Origin of the sequence: Enterococcus sp. DIV0176, from assembly GCF_050528535.1 — a bacterium.
GTDB lineage: Bacteria > Bacillota > Bacilli > Lactobacillales > Enterococcaceae > Enterococcus_B > Enterococcus_B thailandicus.
Genome location: NZ_CP172879.1, coordinates 865,682 through 891,265 on the forward strand (window position 1 = coordinate 865,682; position 25,584 = coordinate 891,265).

Below are 25,584 nucleotides of genomic sequence, written 5' to 3' on the forward strand. Positions count from 1 at the left end.
AATTAAAAAGGATTCCAGAAATGATTTCTGGAATCCTTTTTTTGCTATTTTTTAAACCATTTTTTAAAGCCTTTTTGTAAAGGATTCATTTTTCCATTTTTTTCGACAGGAGCATTATCGATAATCAGTAATGCAATCATGACATACGCAATCCAGCTATCTCGGGAATAAAGCGTATATCGAGGTGTCCAATGTGTTGCATATTTTTCTTTGTATTCACGTAATCCGTGGAAAGAATAAAAGTGGGAGCCAAATTCATAAACCAAGTAAGCAATTCGTTCTTGAAGAAAACTTTTTCTCGACGTTCCTACATTTGAAAGGGGAGCCATTCCTAAGTTGAACCATTGAATATCTTGTTCTTTCATATGATTGAATAGGTGGATGAATAAGAAATCCATACTACCAGAAGGCGCTTTTTTTGGATCATAGCGCATCAAATCAATTGTTCCAACTTTATTATCAGTATAAGTTGGCATAATGTTAGCAAAGGCAACTATTTCTTGTTCGGAATTTCGGACAACGGCGATGGGGCCGCGTTGGAGATAATCTTCAGCAAAAAAACCTAGAGAGAATCCTTTTTCTTTACGGCTGCCAAGCCAGTTATCTGAGATTTGTTTAAATGTTTGCATTTGTTCTACTGAAAACGGTGGAGAAAGGACTTCGAATGTGAAGCCTTCACGTTCGATTCGATTAATGACTGCTCGCGTGCCCTTCATCTTTTTACCTGAAGTTGTGAATTCAGGTAACTCAACATACGCTTCTTCTCCCATTTTGATAAAATCATAGCCCACATCATGGAGAATCATTACAAGTTCTTCACTTGACTCATAAAAAACAGGTAAGTAGCCAAGACGATCTGCTTCTGTAATAAATGCTTCAATTGCTTTTGGAAAGTCTTCCTTTTTCCCAGAAGGATCACCCATAACAACACATTTATTATTATAAGAAGCAAACTGTAATAATACAGTTGGTTCACCATTTGCTTCGTAAGTAAACATTCGTTTATCTTTCAAGAAAATCAGTTGGCTATCAGAATTCCCTCCATAATTAACAAGTACAGCTTTTGCTTTTTCTTCATCAAAAGCTTCACCGACTAATTTCTTTTTCCCTTGTAAAAAGTGAACAAAGAGAATCATGATCAAGCTAACGGTAACAATGGCTAAGAAACCAGAAAGCCAAATTTTTTCAGATGGGAATAAAAAGAATGAAATAAAATGATGCTTCCGATGTGGAAAGGTTGGCAGATTATAGACGCCAATCACCAGATATAAAATAGTTAATGTGCCAATCAACAAGCCATCGACAGTTAACCATTCCCAAGAATAAACTAATTGTTCTCGGAAAAGTTCATTTTTTGAAGCGATGATGATTACTAATAATAAGGTCAAGAAAATTGATCCAGTTAAGGTAAAATCACCAAGAATAACGTAAAGTAAAGCGAGTCCTACAATGATAATGGTTGGTAAATAGGCACGAGTGACTCGCGCGGCGATTCCTCGTCCCATAATCAATAGTAAGAAACCTAAAATAATGCTTGGAAATTGAATGATAAAATGGAATTTTAGGGGGTTCAAAGTATGTAACCAATGAAACTCCGAAAAAGCTTGTGGAATTGTAGCAGATAATACGAGCATGATTCCAGAAAAATAAAGTAAAACGACAACAATTTTGTGCGCGATTTCTGTTGCCAGTTGTCTAGGAATGCCAGAATATCTTTGATTGAAAGAGGCACCAATATTTTTGAAGAAAAAGACGATGCCTAATAAAAATGGAATAAAGTAATAGAAAATCCGAAAGAGCAAGATCCAGACTACTACAATTTCACGAGGAACTCCAATTGCTGATAACCCAAGAATCATCATTACATCGAAACTTCCAATCTCACCGGGAATCATTGACACAATCCCAATGACAGAAGCTGCAATAAATAAAGGAATTGTTTGCCATAAATCAATCGGAATCTCCATCAAAAAACCGACCGAAAGAAAACTTAGCAATACACCTGTCCATTCCAAAATAGAAACAAGAAGTAGTTGCCCACGTAGCTTCCAAGTCAACCCACCTAAGTATCCTTCTTTCTTTAAGGTAGTGACTAACAAGACAACCGGGAAATATAATCCGCCGCCAATTAACCAAATCCAATATTGTTTGATAAAGGGAGTGACAGGCGTAAAAAGTACCAGCAAAAATGACAACAAACTATAGATAGAGAGTCCTGCCATCAAAAATAAGAAAATTTTTGAGAGGGCCTGCATGACTTTTCTTCCATCCTTTTTTTGTCCGTAAAGTTCTGAACGAAGACCGATACTTACAAAACCACCAAAACCAGCGACATTGTTAATCGAATTGATTAACCAACTAGTTTCGAGTAAATAACTCCAAGATAATTTTTGACCCAATAAACGATTTAAAATTATATCGTAACCAATCATTGGTGCGACACAAAGTAGCCCGATGATGAACATCAAAAATGTTTTCCAAATTGGGATGTCGGAGAAAGTTTGAGCAAGCTGATCGACAGATAAAGTTTTACCAATTGATAAGAGTTCTCCAAAAATAATAACAACAACAGAAATCAAAAAAATTGTTTTAAATAGTCCTAAATGATTTTTAAACCATTGAAGGGCTGTTTTTAACACATAAATCACCTACTATTCTTCTAAAAATTTGAGTACTTCTTGATTGAATCGTTGTGGATCCTGACGCGCTAATTGATGGCCACTTCCTTTTACTAATACAAAGGAGGCGTTAGGTAAAGTTTTCGCCAAGAAAAGGGAGTGTTGGAGCTTAATCACATCTTTTTTCCCAACTAAAATCAGTGTTGGACACGTAATATTACTTAATTGTGTTTCAGTCAAACCAACATTATGTAACAGTAAAGAAATCACTGCTAATTTTTTTCGCAACTTTGGCCAAAACAAGGAAGTAATCCAAATAATGCCATAGTGAAGATAGCTACCAATCAATGGAAGTAGACGAACACCTTGAACCAGGGTGTTTCCAGAGTTTAAAATCAAGCGATGAACATTTTTGGGATAGGAACTTGCAAAAACTAAAGCTAAATTTGCCCCATCACTAAATCCTAAAATGTCTACTTGTTGGATATTTTCCAAAGCTAAAATGGTTGCTAGATCTTCCGCCATTAAGTTGAAGCTCAAATTGGCTGATTCGTTTGTTGAGTTTCCTTGCCCACGACTATCAATTAAATAAACTGTGAAGTGTTGTTCAAAAAGCGGTACTTGTTGTGAAAAAAAGTTTCCATTACCACCATTACCGTGAAGCAAAAAAAGAGGGAATCCACTACCACTTTTTTCATAATAGATTTGACTGCCATCTGCCATTTTTGCATATTTCTTTTCTTTTTCCACATAATCACCTACTGTTTAAATTATAACGATTTTTTCTGTTTTTAGACAATTGTTTTCCTTGAAACTTACCGATCAATTTTGTAAGTTGACAAATTTTATTGGAAAATTTCATTTTTTATTAAGTAATTTACAGAAAACAAGGAAGAAATGGCGAATCTTGAAAAGAAATAGTAAGATAAAAAAAGATGTCTAAATAACTAGGTGATGTGTGATGAAGAAAAAAAGATTTTCAATACTGAAAGCTTTCTTTTTTACAGTAGTGCTCGCGCTGGTCGGAGGCGCAATCTTTTTTGCTAATCGGACGTACCAAGCTGTAAAAAAAGTAGAAGCTTATCAAACAGAAATAACAGAAGCTACGCAAAAATATCAAATGGAAAATTATGAAGCTTTAGTCAAAGCAATCATTTTAACGGAATCAAAAGGTTCTGGTAAAGATTTGATGCAGAGTTCTGAAAGTGCGCATGGGGAAGCTAACGTAATCGATAACCCACAAGAAAGTATCAATCAAGGTGTAAGCTATCTGGCAGAAATGATAACGGAAGCTAAAAAACAAGGTTGTGATTTAGCGACTGCGATTCAAGCGTATAATTTTGGAAAGGATTATATTGCGTATGTAAAAGAAAACGGTGGTGAAAACACAGTTAAGTTAGCTGAAAAATATTCTAAAACAATTTTGAGTCCACTGTTAGGAAATGAAGAGCAAACACAATATCGTTATTGGCGAGTCCAATCCGTTTTATATAATGGTGGTTACCTTTACCATAATGGTGGAAATATGTTTTATGCGGATATTGTTGCGATGAATGAAAAAATTATTCAAGCGTATGAAGAAATGTTTAATTAAGCAAAAATGAACGCACGATCTGTCTGAATTTTATTTAGACAGATTCGAGGGACAGACTTTAATTTTTTAGTTGAGAATCTGTTTGAACCCTAAAAAACAAGTTGTTTTTAAGTCTGGAAACCGCTAGACTTAAAGACGTGATTATTTTTGAAAGTTGGCGAAAAATGGAAAATAAAAAAATGATTGGTCTAACACAGGAAGAAGTTAGGCAAAAGCTGGCTTTAGGTCAGCAAAATGACTATCAAGAAGATGCTTCAAAAACAACTAGACAAATTTTCAGCGATAACATTCTGACATTATTCAATTTCCTGAACTTTGGAATTGGGGTCTGCCTGCTATTAGTTGGTGCGTATTCCAACATGGCTTATATCGCAATCATTATCATGAATATCGTTATCGGAATCTACCAAGAAATTCATGCAAGAAATCTTGTCCGCAAATTGTCGATTGTTTCTCAATCTGAAGTAACAGTTGTGCGAGATGGAAAAGAGCGAGCGATTTCGACGAAAGAACTTGTACTAGATGATTTAGTAAAAATTGGTGCGGGAGAGCAAATTCCTGCAGACCTGGAAGTGTTGAGTGGTCGAGCAGAAGCAAATGAAGCTTTGTTGACGGGCGAATCAGATTTAATTATTAAGGAAGCTGGAGCAGAATTGCTTTCTGGAAGTTTCTTAACAAGTGGTTCAGTCTTTGCAAAAGTGATTCGCGTTGGCGCAGACAACTATGCAGTTCGTTTGACGAGCGAAGCTAAGAAGCACAAGAAAATCCAGTCTGAATTAGTTGACTCAATCAGAAAAGTATCAAAATTTACCAGTTTTGTCATTATTCCATTAGGGATTATTTTATTTCTACAAGCCTTGTTCATCAGAGATGCATCAATCAAACTATCCGTTGTTGCTTCAGCCGCTGCGTTACTAGGAATGTTGCCTAAGGGATTGGTATTATTAATTAGTATTGCTTTGACAACTGGAGTTACGAAGCTAGCAAAAAAACGAATCCTTGTTCAAGACATGTATGCAATTGAAACCTTAGCCCATGTCGATACACTTTGCTTAGATAAAACGGGAACCATTACGGAAGGAAAAATGAGTATCCAACATGTAGAGGCGTTGGATGTACGTTATGAAAAGGCAATTCCAGAAATTATTGGTACTTATTTAGCAGAAAGCAATGATAATAATGTGACGATGCAAGCTTTACGTAATTATTTTGCAGTTTCCAATCGTTACCAAGTAGAAGAAGTCTTAGCGTTCTCTTCTGACCGAAAATGGGGAGCAATGGAATTTCCTGAACTAGGTGTAGTGTACGTTGGGGCACCAGAACGATTAGTTCCAGAAAATCAGTTGCCAGATCGACTAATGTCCGCACAAGCAAATGGCTATCGTGTCTTGATGCTAGGTGTTGCACCTAATCAAAAATTATCAGAGGATAAACCAACCGGTATTGATCCGATTGCTTTATTTGAAATTGACGATCCTATTCGAAAAAATGCACCAGAAACATTAGCTTACTTGCATGAAGAAGGTGTGGATCTAAAAGTTATTTCTGGGGACAACCCTTTTACCGTTTCGAATATTGCGCGACGTGCAGGTTTACCGAATTACGATGCCTATATTGATCTTTCTGATTTAATTAATGAAGAAGATGTACGACAAGCTGCGCATGACTATACAGTTTTTGGCCGAGTAAGCCCTCAACAAAAGAAAATCTTAGTCAATGAGCTAAAGGAAAGTGGTAAAACAGTTGCGATGACAGGTGATGGTGTAAATGATGTGTTAGCACTTCGTGAAGCTGATTGTAGTATTGCAATGGCAGAAGGTGATGGCGCAACTCGTCAAATCGCCAACTTAGTTTTACTGGATTCGGACTTCACGACGTTGCCAGAAGTTTTGTTTGAAGGTCGTCGAGTGGTTAACAATGTGACGAAGGTTTCAGGAATTTTCTTTATCAAAACAATTTATTCTTTCATCTTGTCTATCTTATGTGCGATTACTGCGATTGGGTTCCCATTCATTCCCATTCAAATCACATTGATTGACTTAGCAATTGAAGGATACCCATCTTTCTTCTTATCTTTTGAGCAAGATAAACGAAAAGTCAATTATCGCTACTTGCCAACAGCGCTTATCAATGCATTACCAAATGCACTTTTAGTTGTCTTAAATGTTGTGACAGTTTATCTATTGGGACAACGATTGGATTGGTCGAATGGTGAAACGACAACATTAATGTATTATTTATTGATTGGAATTAGTTGTTTAGCTGTAATCAAAGCTTGTTATCCTTTCAACCCATTACGAATTTTCTTAGCTGTTACGACGGTTGTTGGAATTTATGTGGCAGCGATGCTTTTCCATGGCATTTTAGAAGTGAATTTAGGTGTGGGAAATCAACTTGGCTTATTCGTTGGGCTCATGGCAATAAATATTGTTCTTCGTCTAGCTTATTGGCGTGCCAATATTCAAGAAAAACTGTTGAATAAGTTTGCTTAAACAATTCATTAACTTCTTAAAACGTTATACTTGAAAAAGAACAGGAATATGATACAATCAAACATGTATAATTGTGTCCTTTAAAATCGCGCTGATTTCGGTTGGTGCGATTTTTTACCGGTTATTCTCCTGATAGATTTACTCGATTTTTATGGAGTATACAAATGAGGGGGTGAAAACAATGGTTCAGCGAATTCCTCAGGAAGTGATTGAAAATATTCGGAGTCAAACGAATATCGTTGAGGTGATTGGACAATACGTTCAATTAAAGAAATCTGGAAAAAATTATTTAGGACTTTGTCCCTTTCACGAAGAGAAGACACCTTCGTTTTCTGTAGCTGAAGACAAACAGATTTTTCATTGTTTTGGTTGCGGGAAAGGTGGAAATGTCTTTACTTTTCTTCAAGAACTTGAAGGATTAACTTTTCCAGAATCAGTGGTAAAAGTTGCAGAATTTGAACAAATTCCCTTAGCAGATCAATGGAAACAACAAACGTATGCTACTGATGAAACAAATTCAGCTACGGGCAAGTTACTTACAGCACATGAAAAAGCTGTAGAGGTCTATCACCACATGTTACTACACACGAAAGCTGGACAGCCTGCACTTGATTATTTACTGAATCGTGGGTTAACAATGGAATTAATTGAAGCGTTTAAGATTGGTTTTGCACCAAATGAACGTTCATTTTTAGTTCAAGTGTTCAATAATGAATCATTATCAAGTGATGTTTTTGAGCATTCTGGATTGTTTATCAAGCATGATGATGGTCATTTTTCTGATCGCTTTTATCAGCGCATCATGTTTCCAATCAACAATCCGCAAGGTCGAACGATTGGCTTTTCTGGTCGGTGGTTAGCACCAGAAAAAGGTCAAGAAAAAGATCAACCCAAGTATTTAAATAGTCCAGAGACAGAACTATTTAATAAGCGTCAAGTTTTATTTAACTTGGATAAAGCAAGAAGCGAGATCCGAAAAACTGGTGAAATACTACTATTTGAAGGATTTATGGATGTAATTGCAGCTTGGCAAGCCGGAATCAAAAATGGTTTAGCTTCAATGGGAACCAGTTTAACTGCTCAACAAATCCAGCAAATGGAGCGCTTAACGAAAGACCTGGTGTTTTGTTATGATGGTGACCAAGCAGGATTTGAGGCTACCAATCGTGGAATCGAACTTCTACGTGAAAATAGTCGATTACAGTTATCAATTGTAGTTGTACCAGAAAAGCTAGATCCAGACGAATATTTGCGAAAGTATGGTGAAGCATCCTTTCAGGAATTGATTCAACATGGTCGTGAAACAGTCTTTACATTCAAAACACGCTATCTAAAGCAAAATAAGAATTTGGATAATGAAAAAGATAAGTTAGATTATCTTCAAGAAGTGTTGATTGAATTAAGTAAAGTTGTCTCGCCAATTGAGCAAGATATGTATCTTTCACAACTGACAAGTGAATTTCAAGTTAGTCGTGAAACGATTCAAAAACAATTGCGTGAATTGAAACGAGCAAACCGCCAAGAACAGCAACGGACTGCTGAGCCGAATATACCAATGGTCAAGCAGGAGTTACCGCAACAAAAGCAACCTCTGACGCAAGTCGAAAAAGCGGAGCAAATGTTGTTGTATCGGGTGTTTAAAGAAATTTCTGTTCGGAATTTGCTGAAAGAACAAGAGTTTCAATTTATCCACGATGAGTACGCAGAAATCTATTTTTTGTTTGATGCGTATCTATCACAATATGAAGAGTTTAACCTTGCAGATTTTTTAAACTTTTTGCAAGATGAAAAAATTAGGCGTTTAGTGGTGGAGATTGCCTATTTGCGAGTCGCTGAAGAAAGCTCTACGCGAGAAATTCAAGATTTACTGGCTGTTATCAGTAAATCTGGCTTAGCTGATAAAATAATCGAAAAAAAACAATTGCAGCAAGAAGCCAGACGTACAGGTAATAAACAGTTAGAATTAGAATTGACAATCGAGATCATTAATTTAACGAGACAGTTAAAACAAGCCAAATAGCTACTTGAAGGGGGCCTTCTTTTATGGCAAATGTAACAGATAAGAAAAAGTATGAAGCAGCAGTGACAGCTTTCATCAAAGAACACAAACCTAAAAGACAAGTTGTCTATGATGATCTATCAAACCAACTTGCTACACCATTTACATTGAGTGCTGAAGAAATGGACAAACTAATTCAAAAAGTTGAGGATGCTGGAATCAGTGTTGTCGATGAAAATGGTGATCCATCAATTCACAGTTTAAAAAGTGGTGAGAAAAAAGCTGAAAAAGCAAAAACAGAAGATTTATCTGCACCAACTGGTGTAAAAATCAACGATCCAGTTCGTATGTATTTAAAAGAAATCGGCCGAGTTTCCCTTTTAACAGCTGAAGAAGAAGTAGCACTTGCCTTGAAAATCGAAGAAGGCGACCAAGAAGCAAAACAACGTTTAGCTGAAGCAAACTTGCGTTTAGTTGTAAGTATTGCAAAACGTTATGTGGGTCGTGGTATGCAGTTCTTAGATTTGATCCAAGAAGGAAATATGGGCTTAATGAAAGCCGTTGAAAAATTTGATTACCGTAAAGGATTCAAATTCTCAACTTATGCGACTTGGTGGATTCGTCAAGCAATCACACGTGCGATTGCTGACCAAGCACGTACAATTCGTATTCCAGTTCATATGGTTGAAACAATTAATAAATTGATTCGTATCCAACGTCAACTACTTCAAGACTTAGGTAGAGAACCAACACCTGAAGAAATTGGGGCAGAAATGGACCTACCTACAGAAAAAGTACGCGAAATCTTAAAAATTGCGCAAGAGCCTGTTTCATTAGAAACACCAATTGGTGAAGAAGATGATTCACATCTTGGTGATTTCATTGAAGATCAAGAAGCTACAAGCCCTGCTGAACATGCGGCTTATGAATTATTAAAAGAACAATTGGAAGATGTATTGGATACATTGACTGACCGTGAAGAAAACGTGTTGCGTTTACGCTTCGGTTTAGATGACGGTCGAACAAGAACTTTAGAAGAAGTTGGGAAAGTTTTCGGTGTAACGCGTGAACGTATTCGTCAGATTGAAGCAAAAGCACTAAGAAAATTACGCCATCCATCACGTTCAAAACAATTAAAAGATTTCTTGGAATAAAAACTAAAAAGCTGGCACAAAACGTTAATTCGTTTTGTGTCAGCTTTTTTTAGTTGTTCAAATGGATAATTTTTTTCACATAATCTTTGCTTTCTAAAACTTGTTTTTGTGTGAAAAAATTTTTTTGGTACTTAACAAAATTTTTTTAACTCTTATTTTTAACGTTCGATTTACTGATTTGTTAGAAAATCGTAAAGATAAACTATTGGCTGATAGGCTAGAATGTGATAGATTAAATGTTAGCGTTAAACTTAGTTAAAGGAGCCGATCACTAAGTGAAAAAAAAATGTCCAAAATGTGGATCAAAAAAAATTAAAGGCCAAAAAGTTTGTCCAGATTGCGGCTTTAGCCTTGAAGAAAATGATCAGCACATTCAAAATGAACGAGATGTTGTCGAAACAACAGACCAATCTCTTGAACAAATTCCTGAAGAAAATAATCAACCAGATTTTCCAGATACAGAGTTAAATGACCCAATCGAATGGTCAGAGCTAAAAGATTTGCCACTTGAATCAGTTATGGAATTGTTTGATACGTCTGAAACCCCAGAAGAAACAGCAGTAAAAGAAACTGCAGGTGAACAATTGGAAGAAAAGAAAGAGAAAGTTGTCAAATCTATGAAAAAAAATCAAGATAACCAACCAGAAAATCAAAAAGAAACCAAAGTGAAACAAGAACTTTCGATTGATGAAACGGTTGAAAAAGAAAAACAAGAACGCATTGCACAGCTAAAAGAAAATGTTGAAAAAGAAGATAACCAGTCAATTCTTGCAGCGTACATTCAGGCTCATCGTGAAGACGTGGATGAAGAACAATCAAAAGAATTAATGCAAATGATCCACGAAAAGATTGCTGCTGAACAGGCACCTGAGATTGCAGAAGATGTAGCAGATATCAAAGAAGAAAACCGTACTGACACAGAAGCTATCGTATCTGATTCTGCTAAGAGTGACGACAAAAAAGAAAAAAACATAGAACATTCAGAAGATTTGGCAACAAAAGAAAAAACTGTTGAGCAAGTTGTCGATGACCAGAAATCTAAAGTTGACGAAGCGAAAAAAACAGTAGAAAAAGCAACTGAAGAACCAACAGTTGTTTCTAAGAAACAATCAACAAAAGATGAATCCTTAAAAGTTGCTAAAAAAAATGCAAACAAAGCTGTGCCAGTTCAAGTAAAAAAAGAGAAAATGAGTTCTCAAAAAAATGCCGATGGAGTGAAACAATCAACGAAAGAAACGGTTGAGCAAACAACTGTGAAGCCTGAAAAGCTTGAAAAACCAACTGTAACATCCGCTACAGATAAAGAAGCCTTTCAAAAAGAATCAGAACCGACAATGTCAGAAACAAAACAACCAACTGAACAACCAAAAAAAGCTAAAAAAGGACCTTATCTTTTATTAGCTGCAGTTATTTTATTAGGTGTTGGTGGTTGGGCATACTATGACAATCAGCAAAAAGTCGAAGCCGAGCGAATTGCTGAGGTAGCCAGACAAGAAAAGCAAGTTTCTGAAATGAAACAAGAACTAGCTAGCTTTTATGTTGATGATACAAATGAGTTCATTCGTACAGACCACTTGAATCAAGACCTGCCAAAAATCAAGCAAGAGTTAAAAGAAGTTGACTCTACAAAAGATTATCAAAAATTAAATGAAACATACAACGACATTCAAGAAAAGATAATCAGTATTAAAAAAGTAAATGATTTGTTTACTGAACCTGTGATTGAAGATGATCATTTAGTTGAACAGCCAGTACTAAAAAATACTGATAAAATCGAGGCAATTGAAACAGATGATTCAGCTTTTGGAGCGCTTATTCAAAAAGCACAACAAGAGGCAAAAAAACAACTTGAGCAAATTGAAACAGCTAAAGAAAAAATAAAAGTTGTGTATCAAAATGAAAAAGTTGTTGATTCAGCTACACGGGATCAATACAAAGTAGCGAAAGAAGCGGTTGATAAAATCGTAAACAAAGAACTTGCCGAGCCGTTCAAACAACAATTAACAAAAGTAGATCATCAATTAGCTGAAAAAGAAAAACAAGCAGCTGAGAAAAAGGCTGCGGAAGAAAAAGCAAAACAAGAAGCAGAGCAAAAGGCAAAAGAAGAGCAAGCCGCTGCGGCTCAAGCAGCCGCCCAAGCAGAAAAAGCAGCTCAAGAAGCCGCGAAAGCAAGTACAGCTTCTGGTACAACTACTGTAGGTTCAGGTTCAACAGCAAATCAACCAATCATGGGAACGAATGCAAGTGATGTAGCAGATAGTTCTAATACAGCGTGGAACTGGGCATCTGGAGTGAGAGAAAGTGTCATTGCTACTTGTATTCAACGAGGCTATATTGTCGAAGGCGGCTATAAGTTAGAAAAAGCGCAAATTAAAAATGGTGAGGGCTATTATAATCTTTATGCGACTTCAACCAAATCATCTCTAATGAGTGGTATTGGGGAAAGTGCCTTACCATTTTATATCGTAACAATCAACTGTAAAACAGGTTGGTTTGGCGGGAATGGAAGTAATTAAAAAACTTACTAATCTAACAGATGACTGGCTTAGGCGAATCAGGATGAATGATTCGCCTAAGTTTTTTTATGGAGTACTGCTTCGAACATTGTTCTTGGTGAAAGCTGTATGTTATGATAGCAGAGAAAAGTGACGGGAAATCAAAGCCTTTCAATTAAAAGGAGATCGAAATGAATAATTTATTAGCAAACATATTTACAGGAATTATTATTGATGAAAATGAAAAAAATTATTTTGTCCAAAAAAACGGACAAACTTTTGGATTAAGCAAATCAGAAGGAGAGCATCAAATTGGTGAAGCAGTTGAAGGATTTGGTTATCAAAATCAAAAACACGAAAATCGTTTAACAACATTGATTCCTAAAAGTCGCATTGGTCATTATGCCTTTGGAAACGTAACAGCAACTAGAAGAGATCTAGGTGCTTTTGTTGATATTGGCTTACCAGATAAAGACTTTGTTGTTTCTTTAGACGAGTTACCCACGATGACAGAATTGTGGCCTAAAAAAGGGGATCGATTGATGATTGCCTTGAAGGTGGATGCAAAAGATCGCATTTGGGGTGAACTCGCAGATGAAAAAATCTTTAAGTCATTGAGTAAACATGGGAATGAAGAGTTAAAAAATAAAGATATTTCTGGAACAACGTACCGTTTGAAATTAGCAGGAACGTATGTCTTAACCGATGATTTTTATGTGGCGTTTATTCATCCTTCCGAACGTTATCAAGAGCCACGATTAGGCGAACACGTGAGCGGTCGTGTTGTAGGCGTTCGACCAGACGGCGTTTTGAATATTTCGTTGAAACCACGTGCGCATGAAGCCATCAGTGATGATGCACAAATGATTTTGACAATTTTAGAGCGCTCAGCAGAAAAACAATTACCATTTACCGACAAATCAGATCCGGAAGATATCATGAAAACTTTTGGAATCAGCAAAGGCGCCTTCAAACGTGCAATGGGTAATCTGATGAAGCAAGGATTAATCAAACAAGAAGATGGCGTCACAAAATTAATTGAAAAATCTAATTGAGAATATCTTGCATGTTTTTCTTAACTAGCTTATAATTATTATAATTTAACGGAGTATTATCATTTGTTTATTTGTAATTATTATAAATTGTTGGAGTTGAATTAATGGATGAATGCTATATTGGCAATGAAAAAAACGAAACAACAATTACATGAATCGGGTTTTAAGTTAACTCCGCAGCGAGAGGCGACACTGCTCGTACTTTTAGAAAATGAAAAAGAGCATCTGTCTGCTGAAGAGATTTTCTTTTTAGTTAAGAAAAAAAGTCCAGAAATTGGTCTTGCAACGGTTTACCGAACATTAGAAATTCTAACTGATTTAAAAATTGTCGATAAAGTGAGCTTCAATGACGGATTAGCACGCTACGATTTACGAAAAGAGGGTGCGAAACATTTTCATCACCACTTGTTATGTCTTAATTGTGGTGCTATCGAGGAAGTTGAAGAAGATCTTTTAGGAGAAGTCGAACAAGTTGTTGAAAAAAGATATCATTTTTTAGTGAAAGATCATCGTTTGACCTTTCATGGAATTTGTCACGACTGTCAAGAAAACGAAAAGAAAAAGTAGCCCGTCTGTTAAAAGACGGCTTTTTCTTTGTGCAGATAACGTAAATGGACTATCGAAATAAGGGTGTATCTGATATGATAGAGAAAGCATGAGGTGGGTTATAGTATGAAAGAAGAACTAAGTGAGTACCTTCATTATTTGAATATTGAACGTGGACTCTCGGCCAATACGCGTAAAAGTTATGAACGTGATTTGGAACAATATTTGCATTTTATGGAAGAAAAGAAGATTACCTCTTGGCAAATGGTCGATCGTTATCTAGTTATTCAGTATTTAGAAAAACTACATGAAGAACAAAAGGCGACTGCGACGATTACTCGAATGATTTCTAGCTTAAGAAGATTTCATCAGTTTTTGCGACAAGAACGCTATACAGACCATGATCCTATGCAGCATATTGATACACCAAAGAAGGCGCAAAAATTACCAAGTACATTGACACTTAAAGAAGTCGAAACATTGATTGAAACACCAGATACATCCAAAACATTAGGGATTCGCGACCGAGCAATTTTGGAAGTCATGTATGCAACTGGCATGCGGGTCAGTGAATTAATCAGTCTAAAATTAGGTGATCTTCATCTTTCCCTCGGCTTATTACAAACAATTGGTAAGGGAGATAAAGAACGAATCATTCCTTTAGGAGACTATGCAATTCAATGGTTAGAACGTTATTTGGATGAAGCGCGCCCTCTGTTAGTAAAGGATACTTCCGAACTACATGTATTTGTAAACAATCATGGAAAAGGACTCTCTCGACAAGGAATCTGGAAAAATTTAAAACAATTAGTACAACAAGCAGGTATTCGTAAAGATGTCACACCACATACTTTACGTCACAGTTTTGCTACACATTTATTGGAAAACGGAGCAGACTTACGGACGGTACAAGAACTATTGGGACATGCAGACATCTCAACAACACAAATCTATACACATATCACTAAGAAAAGAATGACAGATGTTTACAAGCAGCATTTTCCAAGGGCTTAATCAGAGGAAGGTGAAACAATGTTAACACATTACCGAAAAGAGAACCGAAAAATTGCAATGGGCTTATTAAGCTTTCATAAAAAATTGACGGATCAAACCGATTTGTTAAAAGAAATCGATGTTTATGAGGCAGAAAATGATTATGAACTGTTTTTCTTCACACCAGAAGACTCGACAAATATTCAAGGAATTATCGGTATTGAATGGATCGACAAGAATCAATTAGTCATTCATGATATTTCGTTGAACCCTTCTTATCGAGGAGAAAACATGGGATTCTTGATGCTAAATGAGCTTCAAGAAAAATATCCAGAAGTGACTTTTTTAGCAACTGAGGTTACGAAACCTTACTTGTCTAAATGGCAATGAAGCATAATGAAGAAAGAGTGAATCATTTGACTGAAATCAATATTAAACTAGATATTTTTGAAGGACCACTGGATTTATTGCTTCATTTGATTCAGCAAATGGAAATTGATATTTATGACATTCCAATTGCGACAATTACTGAGCAATACATGAACTATATTCATACGATGAAAACAATGGAGCTAGCGCTAGCGGGAGAATACCTGGTGATGGCAGCTACATTGATGGCAATCAAAAGTAAAACATTATTGCCTGTTCAGGAACTCGCCATTGAAGATGATTTAACGTGGGAAGAAGATCCACGAGACGAATTGGTTACGCAACTTTTAGAATATCGAAAGTACAAGTATGCAGCAGAAAAACTAGTTGAAAAAGCTGAGGAACGTAGTTTATATTACTCAAAAGAGCCAACGATGGTAGAAGACTTAGCAGAAAAAGAATTGCCTCTCAAACGTGGACAAGTAAAAAAAGTCGATTTATTTCGGGCGATGCAAGCCATTTTGGAGCGCAAACAATTTTCACAAAAAGTGGAAAAGACGATTGCCCCAGACGACACGACAATCGAAGAACGTATGAGTTTTATTAAGGAAAAGCTAGTGAACAGTCAAGCGGGCTGTACATTTGAATCATTTTTTGAAGCACCAACAAAAGCAGAAGTCGTGACGACCTTCATAGCGTTACTTGAACTGATGAAAAATGGACAGATTTTTGCTGAGCAGGCTGAAAATTATGATTCAATCATGCTTTATCCAGTAATAGGAGATACAACGAATGACAAAATTAAGTGAACTAGAAGCTATCCTTTTTGTGGCCGGCGAAGCAGGAATCGGTAGTGAAGAACTAAGCTATTTATTGAATGTTGATAAACAAGAATTAGCTGAATTGATTTTAGCCTTAGAAAAAAAATACCAAGCAACTCTTGATTCAGCGTTACACATTTTTGAAACAGAAGACCATTTCGTCTTAACAACTAAGAAAGAATTAGCGCCACTCTTAAAAAAATATGCGCAAGGATCATCAAATACGTTATCACAAGCAGCAGTTGAAACGTTAGCAATCATTGCTTACAAACAACCAATTACACGTACAGAAATCGAACAAATCAGAGGTGTCCAAGCTTCTGGTCCCGTTCAGCGATTGGTTGCTCATAAGCTAATTGAAGAAAAAGGGCGGGTGGAAGGTCCTGGTCGTCCCATTTTGTATGGAACAACTGGCTATTTCCTTGATTATTTTGGATTAAAAGATTTAACTGAGTTGCCAGATACACAAGAATTAGAAAACGCGTTAAAAGATGATGAATCATTGGATTTATTTTTTGATGGAGTGAGCGAAGGAGAAAAAATGTAATGGAAAGATTGCAAAAAGTAATCGCGCATGCGGGAATTACTTCTCGAAGAAAAGCAGAAGAATTTATTTTAGCTGGTCGGGTAAAAGTCAACGGCACAGTTGTGCGAGAATTAGGTGTAAAAGTTGGAAAACACGATGTTGTTGAAGTAGACGAAGTGCCAGTTTATCAAGAAGAATATGGTTACTATTTACTTTATAAGCCAAAAGGGGTCATTTCTGCAGTATCAGATGATAAAAACCGAAAAGTGGTTACTGACTTGTTGCCGATGGTAAAAGAACGAATTTATCCTGTAGGACGCCTTGATTATGATACATCTGGTATTTTACTATTAACAAATGATGGTGAATTTGCGCAACGTTTGACGCATCCAAAGCATGAGGTAGATAAAGTCTATGTTGCAAAAGTAAAAGGGATCGCTACAAAATCGGTGCTATCTCCTTTAACGAAAGGAATTAAACTAGAAGGACGAAGAACGGCACCTGCTAAAGTTCAAATCTTGTCAGTTGATCCTAAAACGAATCACAGTATTGTTGAGTTAACAATTCATGAAGGACGTAATCACCAAGTAAAAAACATGCTACAGGCAGTTGGCTTACCCGTACAAAAACTGAAACGAGAAAAATATGGTGACCTGACTCTTCAAGGGCTACGTCCAGGAGAGTATCGTGAGTTAAACAAAAAAGAAATCAGTACATTATTAAATCATTCAAAATGAAAGCTTACTTTTTGTAAGAACTAAATGTTGCTTTTTTTTCAAGGCTATGTATAATGTAAGTGTAAACAAAATAATATAAAAGGTTCGTCTTCAGGGGCAGGGTGCAATTCCCGACCGGTGGTTACAGTCCACGACCTATTTCTCTAAGAAATAGCTGAATCGGTGAAATTCCGATACCGACAGTAAAGTCTGGATAAAGAAGATAGAGCTTATTTGACTAATCATTTATCAGATAACTCTAACTCTATTTTCCCTGTGAAAGTAGAGTTTTTTTGTTTGAAAAATTAGTTGGATAGTTCGCTGAAGAGGAGTCCTAACAGGAGGATTTCAAATGAAGAACACACGGGTACAAAAAATGGTCATGGTAGCGATGTTTGCTGCAATCGGATTGGTTTTGCAATTTATTGCTTTTCCAATTATGCCAGCATTTAGTTTTTTAAAAATTGATTTTAGTGATATACCTGTCTTGATCAGTATGTTTTTATTCGGGCCGGTAGCTGGTGTCGCAACAGCTTTCTTACGCTCACTTTTACATTTGGTGACAACAGGATTTTCACCAGACAATTTAGTTGGTGATGTTGCAAGTTTTTTGGCAACGACAATTTTTACGTTACCAATTTTCTACTTCTTCAAACAAAATAAAAAACATGCGAATAGAAACAAAATTTTAGGTGTTGTCACAGGAACTTTAGCAATGACAATTTTCATGAGTATCGCAAACTATTTTGTTATTACACCATTATATCTTATGTTTTTTGGATTGAATGCTAATCAAATGCTAGGTATGCCGTTGGTTAATTATGTATTGATTGGAATTGTTCCGTTTAACTTAATCAAAGGATTTATCGTTAGTGCTGCTTTCTTAGTTTTACACGCTAAGTTATTACCTTGGTTAAGTCGTAAACAGCATGCCTTAGAACAAAGACATACGATTTAAAATGTATATTCAAAAGGACCAGTAATTTTTTGGTCCTTTTTTTTTGAAAAAAAATGCAATAAAACCGCAAATGTAAACGTTTTATTAGTTGTTATTGAGTATTTTATTTTTTTATGCATAAACATGAATTTGTAATGAACGAATGTGAAATTCTTCTCTTTTTAAATGACGAATAGGTTTGTTTGAAAAACAAAAAGACAGGCTACAATTACTTTGAAAGAAGTATCTTAGCTGAAAGGAGGCAATGATTCGTCATTATAAATGGTTTTATGAACAAAAAGTATCATTTATTTGAGATATTATTTTTGTTCTGCCGCTCTTTTTGATAAAATAACGATAGAACCAATGTTACTTGATTCTAAAAAATGAAAAAGGGAAAGGAAGAAGAAAATGGAACAAAAAAAGAAAAAATTTCAGATGCCGTCAGCGTATACGGTCTTATTCATTATCATTGCAATTATCGCTGTCCTTACTTGGTTTATTCCGGCTGGTCACTATAGTGTAGATGATGCAGGCAACATCATTGCTGGATCTTATCAACGAGTAAAACAAAATCCACAAGGTCTTTGGGATATTTTCATGGCACCAATCAATGGGATGTTGGGGGTTGAAGCAGGTGAGCTAACAAGTGCGACACCAGCTGCTATTCCGATTTCGTTCTTTATCTTGATTGTGGGTGGATTTTTAGGAATTATCAATAAAACGGGTGCATTAGATGCCGGAATCGCTTCTGTCGTTAAGAAATTTAAAGGCAAAGAAAAAATGTTGATTCCTGTGTTAATGATTTTATTCGCTTTAGGTGGTTCAACTTACGGAATGGCCGAAGAAACAATTCCTTTTTATGCATTACTAATTCCAGTTATGATGGCGGTTGGTTTTGATACTGTAGTAGCTGTTGCAATCGTTTTAGTTGGTTCGCAAGTAGGCTGTTTGGCATCAACTGTTAATCCGTTTGCCACAGGGGTAGCTTCTCAAGCTGTTGGTATCTCAATGGGTGAAGGAATTGGCTTACGTTTCTTGATGTTTGTGATTTTATTAGGCATTTCAATCGTTTATGTTTATCGTTATGCTTCAAAAATCGAAAAAGATCCAACCAAGTCTTTGGTTTATAGCCAACGACAAGAAGACATGAAACATTTCGATATCGAATCGATTGGTCGTCAAGAAACAATTACAAGCAAACAAAAATCTGTTAATATTTTATTCTTTATTACGTTTGGTATCATGATCATCAGTTTGATTCCTTGGACAACATTGAATGAAAACTTTACTATTTTTGAATCATTAACAAACTGGTTAACAGGACTTCCTGTAATTGGTACAGTATTAGGGATTGACATGTTACCACTTGGTGACTGGTACTTCCCAGAAATCACTATGTTATTCTTAGTTATGGCAATCGTTGTTGCATTCACATACGGCATGAAAGAATCTGAATTTATTTCAGAATTCCTAGCTGGTGCATCAGACTTGATCGGCGTAGCAATCGTTGTTGCTGTTGCTCGTGGTATCCAAGTTGTTATGAACAATGGTTTGATTACTGATACTATTTTACACTGGGGAGAACAAGGATTGAGCACATTATCTTCAAGCGTGTTCATCATTATTACGTTCATCTTCTATATCCCAATGTCATTCTTGATTCCATCAACATCAGGTTTAGCTGCGGCTACAATGGGAATTATGGGACCAATGGGTGAATTTGCTGGTGTAGGTAAAGACTTAGTTATCACTGCTTATCAATCTGCTTCTGGATTGGTTAACTTGATTACACCAACTTCTGCTATTGTTATGGGGGCTGTTGCGATTGCTCGTTTTGACATCTCTGTTTGGTGGAAATTCACAGGTAAACTGATTGCTATTTTATTTGTAGCTATCTGTGTGATTCTCGGTGTTGCAGCAATGATTTAGTTTTGCCTAGACAAAACAGTTAGAAACATCTATCATTAAATAATAAAGTAAACAAAGCTAACTGAGTTGGCTTTAAGAAGACTCGGTAGGCAAACTATCGGGTCTTTTATCTTATTAGGAGGTAAGTGGAATGAAACAATTTGTTACAAAAGAACATCATGAACAAGCGTTACAATCACTTAATGAACTAATCAGAATCCCTTCTGTATTAGATGAAGAGGATACTGGGAAAGGCCATCCTTTCGGAACAAAAGTTGTTGAAGCATTAGATAAGGTTTTAGCAATCAGTGAAGAATTAGGCTTCCGCACATTTAAAGACCCAGACGGCTATTATGGTTATTCAGAAGTTGGTTCTGGTGATAAATTATTTGGTATTTTGTGTCACATGGACGTTGTTCCTGCTGGGGATGAAAAAAATTGGGATACAAAGCCGTTTGATCCAACTGTAAAAGATGGCTGGTTGATTGGACGTGGATCACAAGATGATAAAGGACCATCAATTGCGGCAATGTATGCTGTTAAATCATTGATGGATGCTGGAATTGAATTTAATACACGGATTCGCTTTATTTTTGGGACAGATGAAGAAAACTTATGGCGCTGCTTAGATAAATACAATGAAAAAGAAGAAGGAATCACACAAGGTTTTGCACCGGATGCTGAATTCCCATTGATTTATGCTGAAAAAGGATTACTACAAGCCTATTTGACAGGTCCTGGTACATCTGATTTTTCTGTGAAAGCAGGTGGCGCATTAAACGTCGTTCCTGATGCTGCACCATACGCTGGTGAAAAATTAGAAGAAGTGAAAGAAGCATTGAACAAACTTGGTTTTGATTTTGAAGATCATGGTGACTCAATTATTGTTCTTGGAAAAAGCATTCATGCGAAGGATGCACCAGAAGGCGTAAATGCTATTTCACGTTTGTCTATGGCTTTAGCTGAAGTCTTTAATTTTGCACCAATTGATTTCTTAGGTAAATTAGTGAAAGAAAACGCAACGGGTGAAAATGTTGTTGGAAAGACGAAAGATGAACAATCTGGCGAATTAACAATGAACTTTGCTAGTTTAGAAATTACACCAGAACAAACAAAAATTGGTGTAGACATGCGTATTCCAGTAACATTTAAAAAAGATGATTTAGTAGCAAAACTAACAGAAACAGCTAAAAAATATGAACTAACTTATGAAGATTTTGATTTCTTAGATTCACTATACGTGCCACTAGATAGTGAACTAGTAAAAAATCTTTTGCAAACTTATCGTGATATCACTGGCGACATGACTGAACCATTTGTTTCAGGTGGCGCAACTTTTGCTCGTACAATGAATCAATGTGTGGCATTTGGAGCAATGTTCCCTGATACACCAGATTTCATGCACCAAGCCAACGAACGTTGGGAATTAAGCAGCATGTATAAAGCAATGGAAATTTATGCTGAAGCTGTTTATCGCTTGTGTGCAAAATAAGTAGCTTGTGAGTAATCTTATAGAAACATCTTAATTCTATGAGAGAAAATTTTTTGTACAAGGTTTAATCAAAGAGGTGTGACGATGCTGTCACATCTCTTTTTTTGAAGCAATTAAGAAATTTCTTTCGTCATTTTTTTGAAATACACGTATAATAAATTAAAAGATGATTGAAGGAGGGTGGTTGCTTGAAAAAATTAGGAAAAATATTTTTAGGCTTATTGGTTATTTTAGGTTTGATTAGTGTTGGAAGCTATTATTATTTAAAAGAAAATACTTATGAACCAAGCCAAACCGCATTAACAACCAGTAAAAAAGCGATTGATAATAAGGAGTATCTTTTTTTTAAAAGTCCAAAAAAGAAACTGGCACAACAACATCCAATCATTATTTTTTATCCAGGTGCTTTAGTTGAGCCAGAAAGTTACAGTGTTTGGGCAAATAAACTTTCTGAAACTGGCTACGATGTGGCAATTGTTAAAATGCCACTCAATCTAGCGATACTAGATAAAAATCGTGCAGAAAAAGTGATTGAGGATTTTCCTGATCGCACCTTTGTTTTTGGCGGACATTCACTTGGCGGGGTAATGAGTAGTCGGTATGTTTCTCAAAATGTAACAGATAAGAATAAAGGCATTTTTTTCTTAGCAAGTTATCCTGACAAAAAAGGAGAACTATCTCAGTCGAAAATTCCGGTACTTTCAATTACGGCATCAAAAGATCAAGTATTAAATCACGAAGCATATGAAGAGGCCAAACAATACTTACCTGCACAAACAAAGTATGTGGTGATTAATGGTGGAAACCACAGTGGATTTGGTGCATATGGTGAACAGAAAAAAGATGGAGAAGCAGAAATTACGAACGAAGACCAGCAAATCGCTCTTGTAAATACGATTGAAAATTGGTTGAAGCAAAATGGTTGGTAATCCCTTTCACCACTAGTAAGTAAAAAACGTGAGTCTAGCGAAACAGCTTGAAAAAGTAGCGATTGAGCTAATTTTTTCAGACGGTTTCTGATTGGACTCACGTTTTTTTTTGAGCAGAAGCTTTGCTCATCCTATTTTATAGACAACTCTTCTTATGAAACTCATAATTGAATTGCCGAAGTAATGACAAATTAGTTTTGTTCCTCCAATAGTATTGCTCGAACGGGACACTTCTGATAGGCTTTCTTTACATACTCAGTTTCTGCTTCAGTGACAAATTGTTGATGTGCTTCTGGTTCTTGTGCAAAAAGCACGATTCCTTCTTCATCGTAATCAAAAATATCAGGGGCCTCAATTTGACAAAGACCGCAAGCAATACAACGTTCGGGTACAAGTTTACATAATAGTGACATTTTTAACCATCCTAACTTAAGGAGAATTGCTATGCTTTCATTTATTCTATCTTTATTTCCTACAAGAAACAAGTTGCGAGTCAGTTCTTTTTATCAATTACTGACAGGTAAAAAAACAACTTCAGTATTGATTTTTGGCTTCTTGAATGAATTGTTGCCAGCTCACAGTAGTTTACCAGAACTAACTCAGGAAACCTACCAGCAACGATTAACTGAGTTAGAAACATCAGGCTTGATTCAAATTGAAGAAAATGAAGTTTTCTTGACAACAAGAGGGAGAGAACGTCAAGAGAAATTGAATGTCTTATATCCTGAATTACATTTTGACCTCTACGGTAGAAACTGGGAAGAGGTGTGGCGACTGACAAAATTCGCAATTCAAGTTGTTTCATATTTAGCTGTAAGTCAGTCAGATTACTTACCTGCAGAGACTAGCCCATTTTATACAACTAGAATCAAATCCTGGCTAGCCCATAGCGATTGTTCAAAAGAACAGCTAGCTGATACTTTTTATCACGAGCTATCGGCTTGTTTAAGCAAACTAACGACAGAGCAGGCCAATTTATTAGCCAATCAGTTTTCTGGTTTTGAACAAATCGGTTTACTGCCTTATCAGCTAATTGAGACGAACGAGGATGAAACGACAATTTATTTACAACAGGCGCAAGCTGTTCACGCTTTTTTGAGCCAATTGAAACAGTTTCCGGATTTCTTATTGGCTCAGTTGCTTTTACCTGTTGTGGCACAAAATTACAATCAAAGTATGCTGGTTACACGGCAACTTTTTCTTGAAGGATATTCACTTACTGAAATTATGGCACGTCGTCATTTGAAAAAGGGGACAATCACGGATCATCTAGTTGAATGGGCCTTGTTCTTAGACGACTTTCCGTTTGATCAGTTGATTTCAAAAGAGACGAACCAATTATTAGCTAGTCAAACAGCTCCTGTTCAAACTTGGCGTTACCAAGAGTTAAATGAAACAGGTACACTTGATTATGGTGAATTTCGTTTTTATCAAATACGAGCATTAAAAGGAGGCCAAAAAGATGAACTTATCAGCTGAGTTAAAACGTTATTTTGGCTTTTCAACTTTTCGTCCAGGCCAAGAAGAAATTATTCAAACATTGCTGGATAAAGACGACGTACTAGCTGTCTTGCCAACTGGAAATGGGAAAAGTTTATGTTACCAGTTAACTGGCTATCTATCGGAAGGTTTGGTCATTGTGGTTTCACCCTTGCTATCGCTAATGGAAGATCAGGTTATGCAGTTGCAAAAAATGGGAGAAAAAAGAGTTGTAGCATTTAATAGTTTACTGACTTTTTCAGAACGGAAATACGTTATGGAGCATTTATCTCAATACAAATTTTTATTTTTAAGCCCGGAAATGTTAGTGCAATCAGAAATATTAACACAATTAAAAAGACAAAAAATCGGTCTTTTTGTGGTTGATGAAGCACATTGTGTTTCACAATGGGGGGTTGATTTTCGCCCAGAATATCAACGTTTGGGCGAAATAAGAACACAATTAGCGATTCCAGTGACTTTGGCACTTACAGCTACAGCAACAAGCGCAGTTCAACAAGATATTGAAACTGTGTTATTTACTAACAAACCCAAAATCGTTAAGCATTCTGTGAACAGAGAAAATATCGCTCTATTTGTAAGGGAAACAACTCAAAAGGCAGCTGAGCTAGAAGCCATTATGAAAGAAATCAATGGCGCAACCATTATTTACTGTGCAACTAAAAAAGAAGTGGAGCGTTTGTATGCAGAATTGCGTGGTCGCTTTTCAATTGGCTACTATCACGGTGGTCTAGATGCAAGCCAAAGACGCCAGTTACAGCAACAATTTTCCCAAAATCAATTGCAATTTTTAATTGCAACAAACGCATTTGGTATGGGGATAGACAAAGCGGATATTCGTTATATTATCCATTATGATTTACCAGATAGTCTGGAAAATTATGTACAAGAAATTGGACGTGCTGGCCGCGATCAGAAGCCAAGTACAGCAATTTTATTGTATCAAACAGGAGATGAAGTGATTCATCATTTTTTTAATCAATTAGCGAAAGAGCAGCGTCAAGGTTTTGAAATTTATTTAGCACATGAGCAAGAGATCGAACAACCCTTTGACGAACTTCAGCAAAAATGGCTAGAAATTGTCAAAAAAACAAATCAGCCAGATCAATGGATGGAAAAATTAAAGATTCAAGAAAAAGAGAAGCAGTTTCGTTTATATCAAATGTTACGTTATATTCATGCAACGACTTGTCGCAGAGAATTTATTTTGAACTATTTTGGCGAAAAATTGACAGAAAAACCACAAAATTGTTGTGACATTGATGAAGCATCATGGCTCCTTTTTGCAGAAACAAAAGTAGGAACAAGTAATTTTGAGAATAACTGGGAAGAGATTTTACTAAATTTATTTAAAAAAAACGTGGAGGGGTAATTTTTTTAGGCATGGCCCATTTTCCTATGGTATAATACTCACGAAAGAAATTAGGAGGTAGCAAA

Annotated in this window: 21 protein-coding genes and 1 riboswitch; of the genes, 18 read left to right on the plus strand and 3 right to left on the minus strand. The window is 36.1% G+C overall.

Features of this window, described 5'->3' with window-relative positions; translation table 11 throughout:
* Positions 1–44 precede the first annotated feature (44 nt).
* Together mprF and IGJ66_RS04205 are read right to left on the minus strand one after the other, a co-directional pair.
* Positions 45–2,639 carry a bifunctional lysylphosphatidylglycerol flippase/synthetase MprF gene (mprF, locus tag IGJ66_RS04200; protein ID WP_430617016.1) on the minus strand — a complete coding sequence of 865 codons (2,595 nt, stop codon included), beginning with the start codon at positions 2,637–2,639 and terminating at the stop codon, positions 45–47.
* Between the two features lie 12 nt (positions 2,640–2,651).
* The gene (locus IGJ66_RS04205; RefSeq protein ID WP_430616855.1) at positions 2,652–3,368 is read right to left on the minus strand and encodes an alpha/beta fold hydrolase; all 717 of its coding nucleotides are present in this window, start codon (positions 3,366–3,368) and stop codon (positions 2,652–2,654) included.
* A 211-nt stretch (positions 3,369–3,579) separates the two neighbouring features.
* Here IGJ66_RS04205 and IGJ66_RS04210 point away from each other — a divergent pair, with 211 nt between their 5' ends.
* The 16 genes from IGJ66_RS04210 to IGJ66_RS04285 all read left to right on the plus strand — a co-directional run bounded on the left by IGJ66_RS04210 (position 3,580) and on the right by IGJ66_RS04285 (position 22,647).
* A complete protein-coding gene (locus tag IGJ66_RS04210; protein WP_271027198.1) occupies positions 3,580–4,212 on the plus strand; it encodes a lysozyme family protein in 633 nt (210 codons plus the stop codon).
* A 179-nt stretch (positions 4,213–4,391) separates the two neighbouring features.
* Positions 4,392–6,704: a cation-translocating P-type ATPase gene (locus tag IGJ66_RS04215; protein WP_176694874.1), complete on the plus strand. Its 2,313-nt coding sequence runs from the start codon at positions 4,392–4,394 to the stop codon at positions 6,702–6,704.
* Between the two features lie 181 nt (positions 6,705–6,885).
* Positions 6,886–8,724, plus strand: coding sequence for a DNA primase (dnaG, locus tag IGJ66_RS04220; RefSeq protein ID WP_075491230.1), 1,839 nt, complete (start codon positions 6,886–6,888; stop codon positions 8,722–8,724).
* Between the two features lie 23 nt (positions 8,725–8,747).
* Positions 8,748–9,857: an RNA polymerase sigma factor RpoD gene (rpoD, locus tag IGJ66_RS04225; protein ID WP_067484835.1), complete on the plus strand. Its 1,110-nt coding sequence runs from the start codon at positions 8,748–8,750 to the stop codon at positions 9,855–9,857.
* A gap of 275 nt (positions 9,858–10,132) precedes the next feature.
* Positions 10,133–12,373, plus strand: a complete 2,241-nt coding sequence (locus IGJ66_RS04230; protein ID WP_430616856.1) for a cell division site-positioning protein MapZ family protein — start codon at positions 10,133–10,135, stop codon at positions 12,371–12,373.
* A 170-nt stretch (positions 12,374–12,543) separates the two neighbouring features.
* Positions 12,544–13,407 carry a CvfB family protein gene (locus tag IGJ66_RS04235; RefSeq protein ID WP_430616857.1) on the plus strand — a complete coding sequence of 288 codons (864 nt, stop codon included), beginning with the start codon at positions 12,544–12,546 and terminating at the stop codon, positions 13,405–13,407.
* A 108-nt stretch (positions 13,408–13,515) separates the two neighbouring features.
* Entirely contained in the window at positions 13,516–13,974 is a 459-nt protein-coding gene (locus tag IGJ66_RS04240) for a Fur family transcriptional regulator (RefSeq protein ID WP_067484844.1), read from the plus strand.
* Positions 13,975–14,079: 105 nt separating this feature from the next.
* Positions 14,080–14,967 (plus strand): site-specific tyrosine recombinase XerD, encoded by an 888-nt coding sequence (gene xerD / locus IGJ66_RS04245; RefSeq protein WP_067484847.1) that lies wholly within the window; start codon positions 14,080–14,082, stop codon positions 14,965–14,967.
* Between the two features lie 18 nt (positions 14,968–14,985).
* A complete protein-coding gene (locus tag IGJ66_RS04250) occupies positions 14,986–15,336 on the plus strand; it encodes a GNAT family N-acetyltransferase (RefSeq protein ID WP_067484850.1) in 351 nt (116 codons plus the stop codon).
* A 17-nt stretch (positions 15,337–15,353) separates the two neighbouring features.
* Positions 15,354–16,124 carry a segregation/condensation protein A gene (locus IGJ66_RS04255; protein WP_308726879.1) on the plus strand — a complete coding sequence of 257 codons (771 nt, stop codon included), beginning with the start codon at positions 15,354–15,356 and terminating at the stop codon, positions 16,122–16,124.
* Entirely contained in the window at positions 16,108–16,683 is a 576-nt protein-coding gene (gene scpB / locus IGJ66_RS04260; RefSeq protein WP_067484853.1) for an SMC-Scp complex subunit ScpB, read from the plus strand. The genes IGJ66_RS04255 and scpB overlap by 17 nt, the downstream gene beginning before the upstream one ends.
* Positions 16,683–17,399, plus strand: a complete 717-nt coding sequence (locus IGJ66_RS04265; protein ID WP_430616858.1) for a pseudouridine synthase — start codon at positions 16,683–16,685, stop codon at positions 17,397–17,399. Before scpB ends, IGJ66_RS04265 begins: the two co-directional genes overlap by 1 nt.
* Positions 17,400–17,481: 82 nt before the next feature.
* Positions 17,482–17,607, plus strand: a riboswitch (FMN riboswitch).
* 123 nt (positions 17,608–17,730) lie between these two features.
* Positions 17,731–18,336 (plus strand): ECF transporter S component, encoded by a 606-nt coding sequence (locus IGJ66_RS04270; protein WP_067484859.1) that lies wholly within the window; start codon positions 17,731–17,733, stop codon positions 18,334–18,336.
* A gap of 390 nt (positions 18,337–18,726) precedes the next feature.
* Positions 18,727–20,247 (plus strand): YfcC family protein, encoded by a 1,521-nt coding sequence (locus IGJ66_RS04275; RefSeq protein ID WP_071869055.1) that lies wholly within the window; start codon positions 18,727–18,729, stop codon positions 20,245–20,247.
* Positions 20,248–20,377: 130 nt separating this feature from the next.
* Positions 20,378–21,718 (plus strand): M20 family metallopeptidase, encoded by a 1,341-nt coding sequence (locus tag IGJ66_RS04280; RefSeq protein WP_430616859.1) that lies wholly within the window; start codon positions 20,378–20,380, stop codon positions 21,716–21,718.
* 188 nt (positions 21,719–21,906) lie between these two features.
* Entirely contained in the window at positions 21,907–22,647 is a 741-nt protein-coding gene (locus IGJ66_RS04285; protein WP_075491237.1) for an alpha/beta hydrolase, read from the plus strand.
* A gap of 191 nt (positions 22,648–22,838) precedes the next feature.
* Here the strand turns inward: IGJ66_RS04285 and IGJ66_RS04290 are convergent, their stop codons facing one another.
* Entirely contained in the window at positions 22,839–23,060 is a 222-nt protein-coding gene (locus tag IGJ66_RS04290; protein WP_067484872.1) for a ferredoxin, read from the minus strand.
* Positions 23,061–23,091: 31 nt separating this feature from the next.
* On the opposite strand from IGJ66_RS04290, the gene IGJ66_RS04295 reads away from it, so the two are divergent.
* Positions 23,092–24,126 carry a helix-turn-helix domain-containing protein gene (locus IGJ66_RS04295; protein ID WP_075491238.1) on the plus strand — a complete coding sequence of 345 codons (1,035 nt, stop codon included), beginning with the start codon at positions 23,092–23,094 and terminating at the stop codon, positions 24,124–24,126.
* A complete protein-coding gene (locus IGJ66_RS04300) occupies positions 24,110–25,519 on the plus strand; it encodes a RecQ family ATP-dependent DNA helicase (RefSeq protein ID WP_430596746.1) in 1,410 nt (469 codons plus the stop codon). The genes IGJ66_RS04295 and IGJ66_RS04300 overlap by 17 nt, the downstream gene beginning before the upstream one ends.
* The last annotated feature ends 65 nt before the right edge of the window (positions 25,520–25,584 follow it).

Bases quoted from the DNA above. Each gene is read 5' to 3' on its own strand.
- IGJ66_RS04210 (WP_271027198.1), top strand. From the start codon at position 3,580: ATGAAGAAAAAAAGATTTTCAATACTGAAAGCTTTCTTTTTTACAGTA.
- IGJ66_RS04215 (WP_176694874.1), top strand. From the start codon at position 4,392: ATGATTGGTCTAACACAGGAAGAAGTTAGGCAAAAGCTGGCTTTAGGT.
- dnaG (WP_075491230.1), top strand. From the start codon at position 6,886: ATGGTTCAGCGAATTCCTCAGGAAGTGATTGAAAATATTCGGAGTCAA.
- rpoD (WP_067484835.1), top strand. From the start codon at position 8,748: ATGGCAAATGTAACAGATAAGAAAAAGTATGAAGCAGCAGTGACAGCT.
- IGJ66_RS04235 (WP_430616857.1), top strand. From the start codon at position 12,544: ATGAATAATTTATTAGCAAACATATTTACAGGAATTATTATTGATGAA.
- IGJ66_RS04240 (WP_067484844.1), top strand. From the start codon at position 13,516: ATGAATGCTATATTGGCAATGAAAAAAACGAAACAACAATTACATGAA.
- xerD (WP_067484847.1), top strand. From the start codon at position 14,080: ATGAAAGAAGAACTAAGTGAGTACCTTCATTATTTGAATATTGAACGT.
- IGJ66_RS04250 (WP_067484850.1), top strand. From the start codon at position 14,986: ATGTTAACACATTACCGAAAAGAGAACCGAAAAATTGCAATGGGCTTA.
- scpB (WP_067484853.1), top strand. From the start codon at position 16,108: ATGACAAAATTAAGTGAACTAGAAGCTATCCTTTTTGTGGCCGGCGAA.
- IGJ66_RS04265 (WP_430616858.1), top strand. From the start codon at position 16,683: ATGGAAAGATTGCAAAAAGTAATCGCGCATGCGGGAATTACTTCTCGA.
- IGJ66_RS04270 (WP_067484859.1), top strand. From the start codon at position 17,731: ATGAAGAACACACGGGTACAAAAAATGGTCATGGTAGCGATGTTTGCT.
- IGJ66_RS04275 (WP_071869055.1), top strand. From the start codon at position 18,727: ATGGAACAAAAAAAGAAAAAATTTCAGATGCCGTCAGCGTATACGGTC.
- IGJ66_RS04280 (WP_430616859.1), top strand. From the start codon at position 20,378: ATGAAACAATTTGTTACAAAAGAACATCATGAACAAGCGTTACAATCA.
- IGJ66_RS04290 (WP_067484872.1), bottom strand. From the start codon at position 23,060: ATGTCACTATTATGTAAACTTGTACCCGAACGTTGTATTGCTTGCGGT.
- IGJ66_RS04295 (WP_075491238.1), top strand. From the start codon at position 23,092: ATGCTTTCATTTATTCTATCTTTATTTCCTACAAGAAACAAGTTGCGA.
- IGJ66_RS04300 (WP_430596746.1), top strand. From the start codon at position 24,110: ATGAACTTATCAGCTGAGTTAAAACGTTATTTTGGCTTTTCAACTTTT.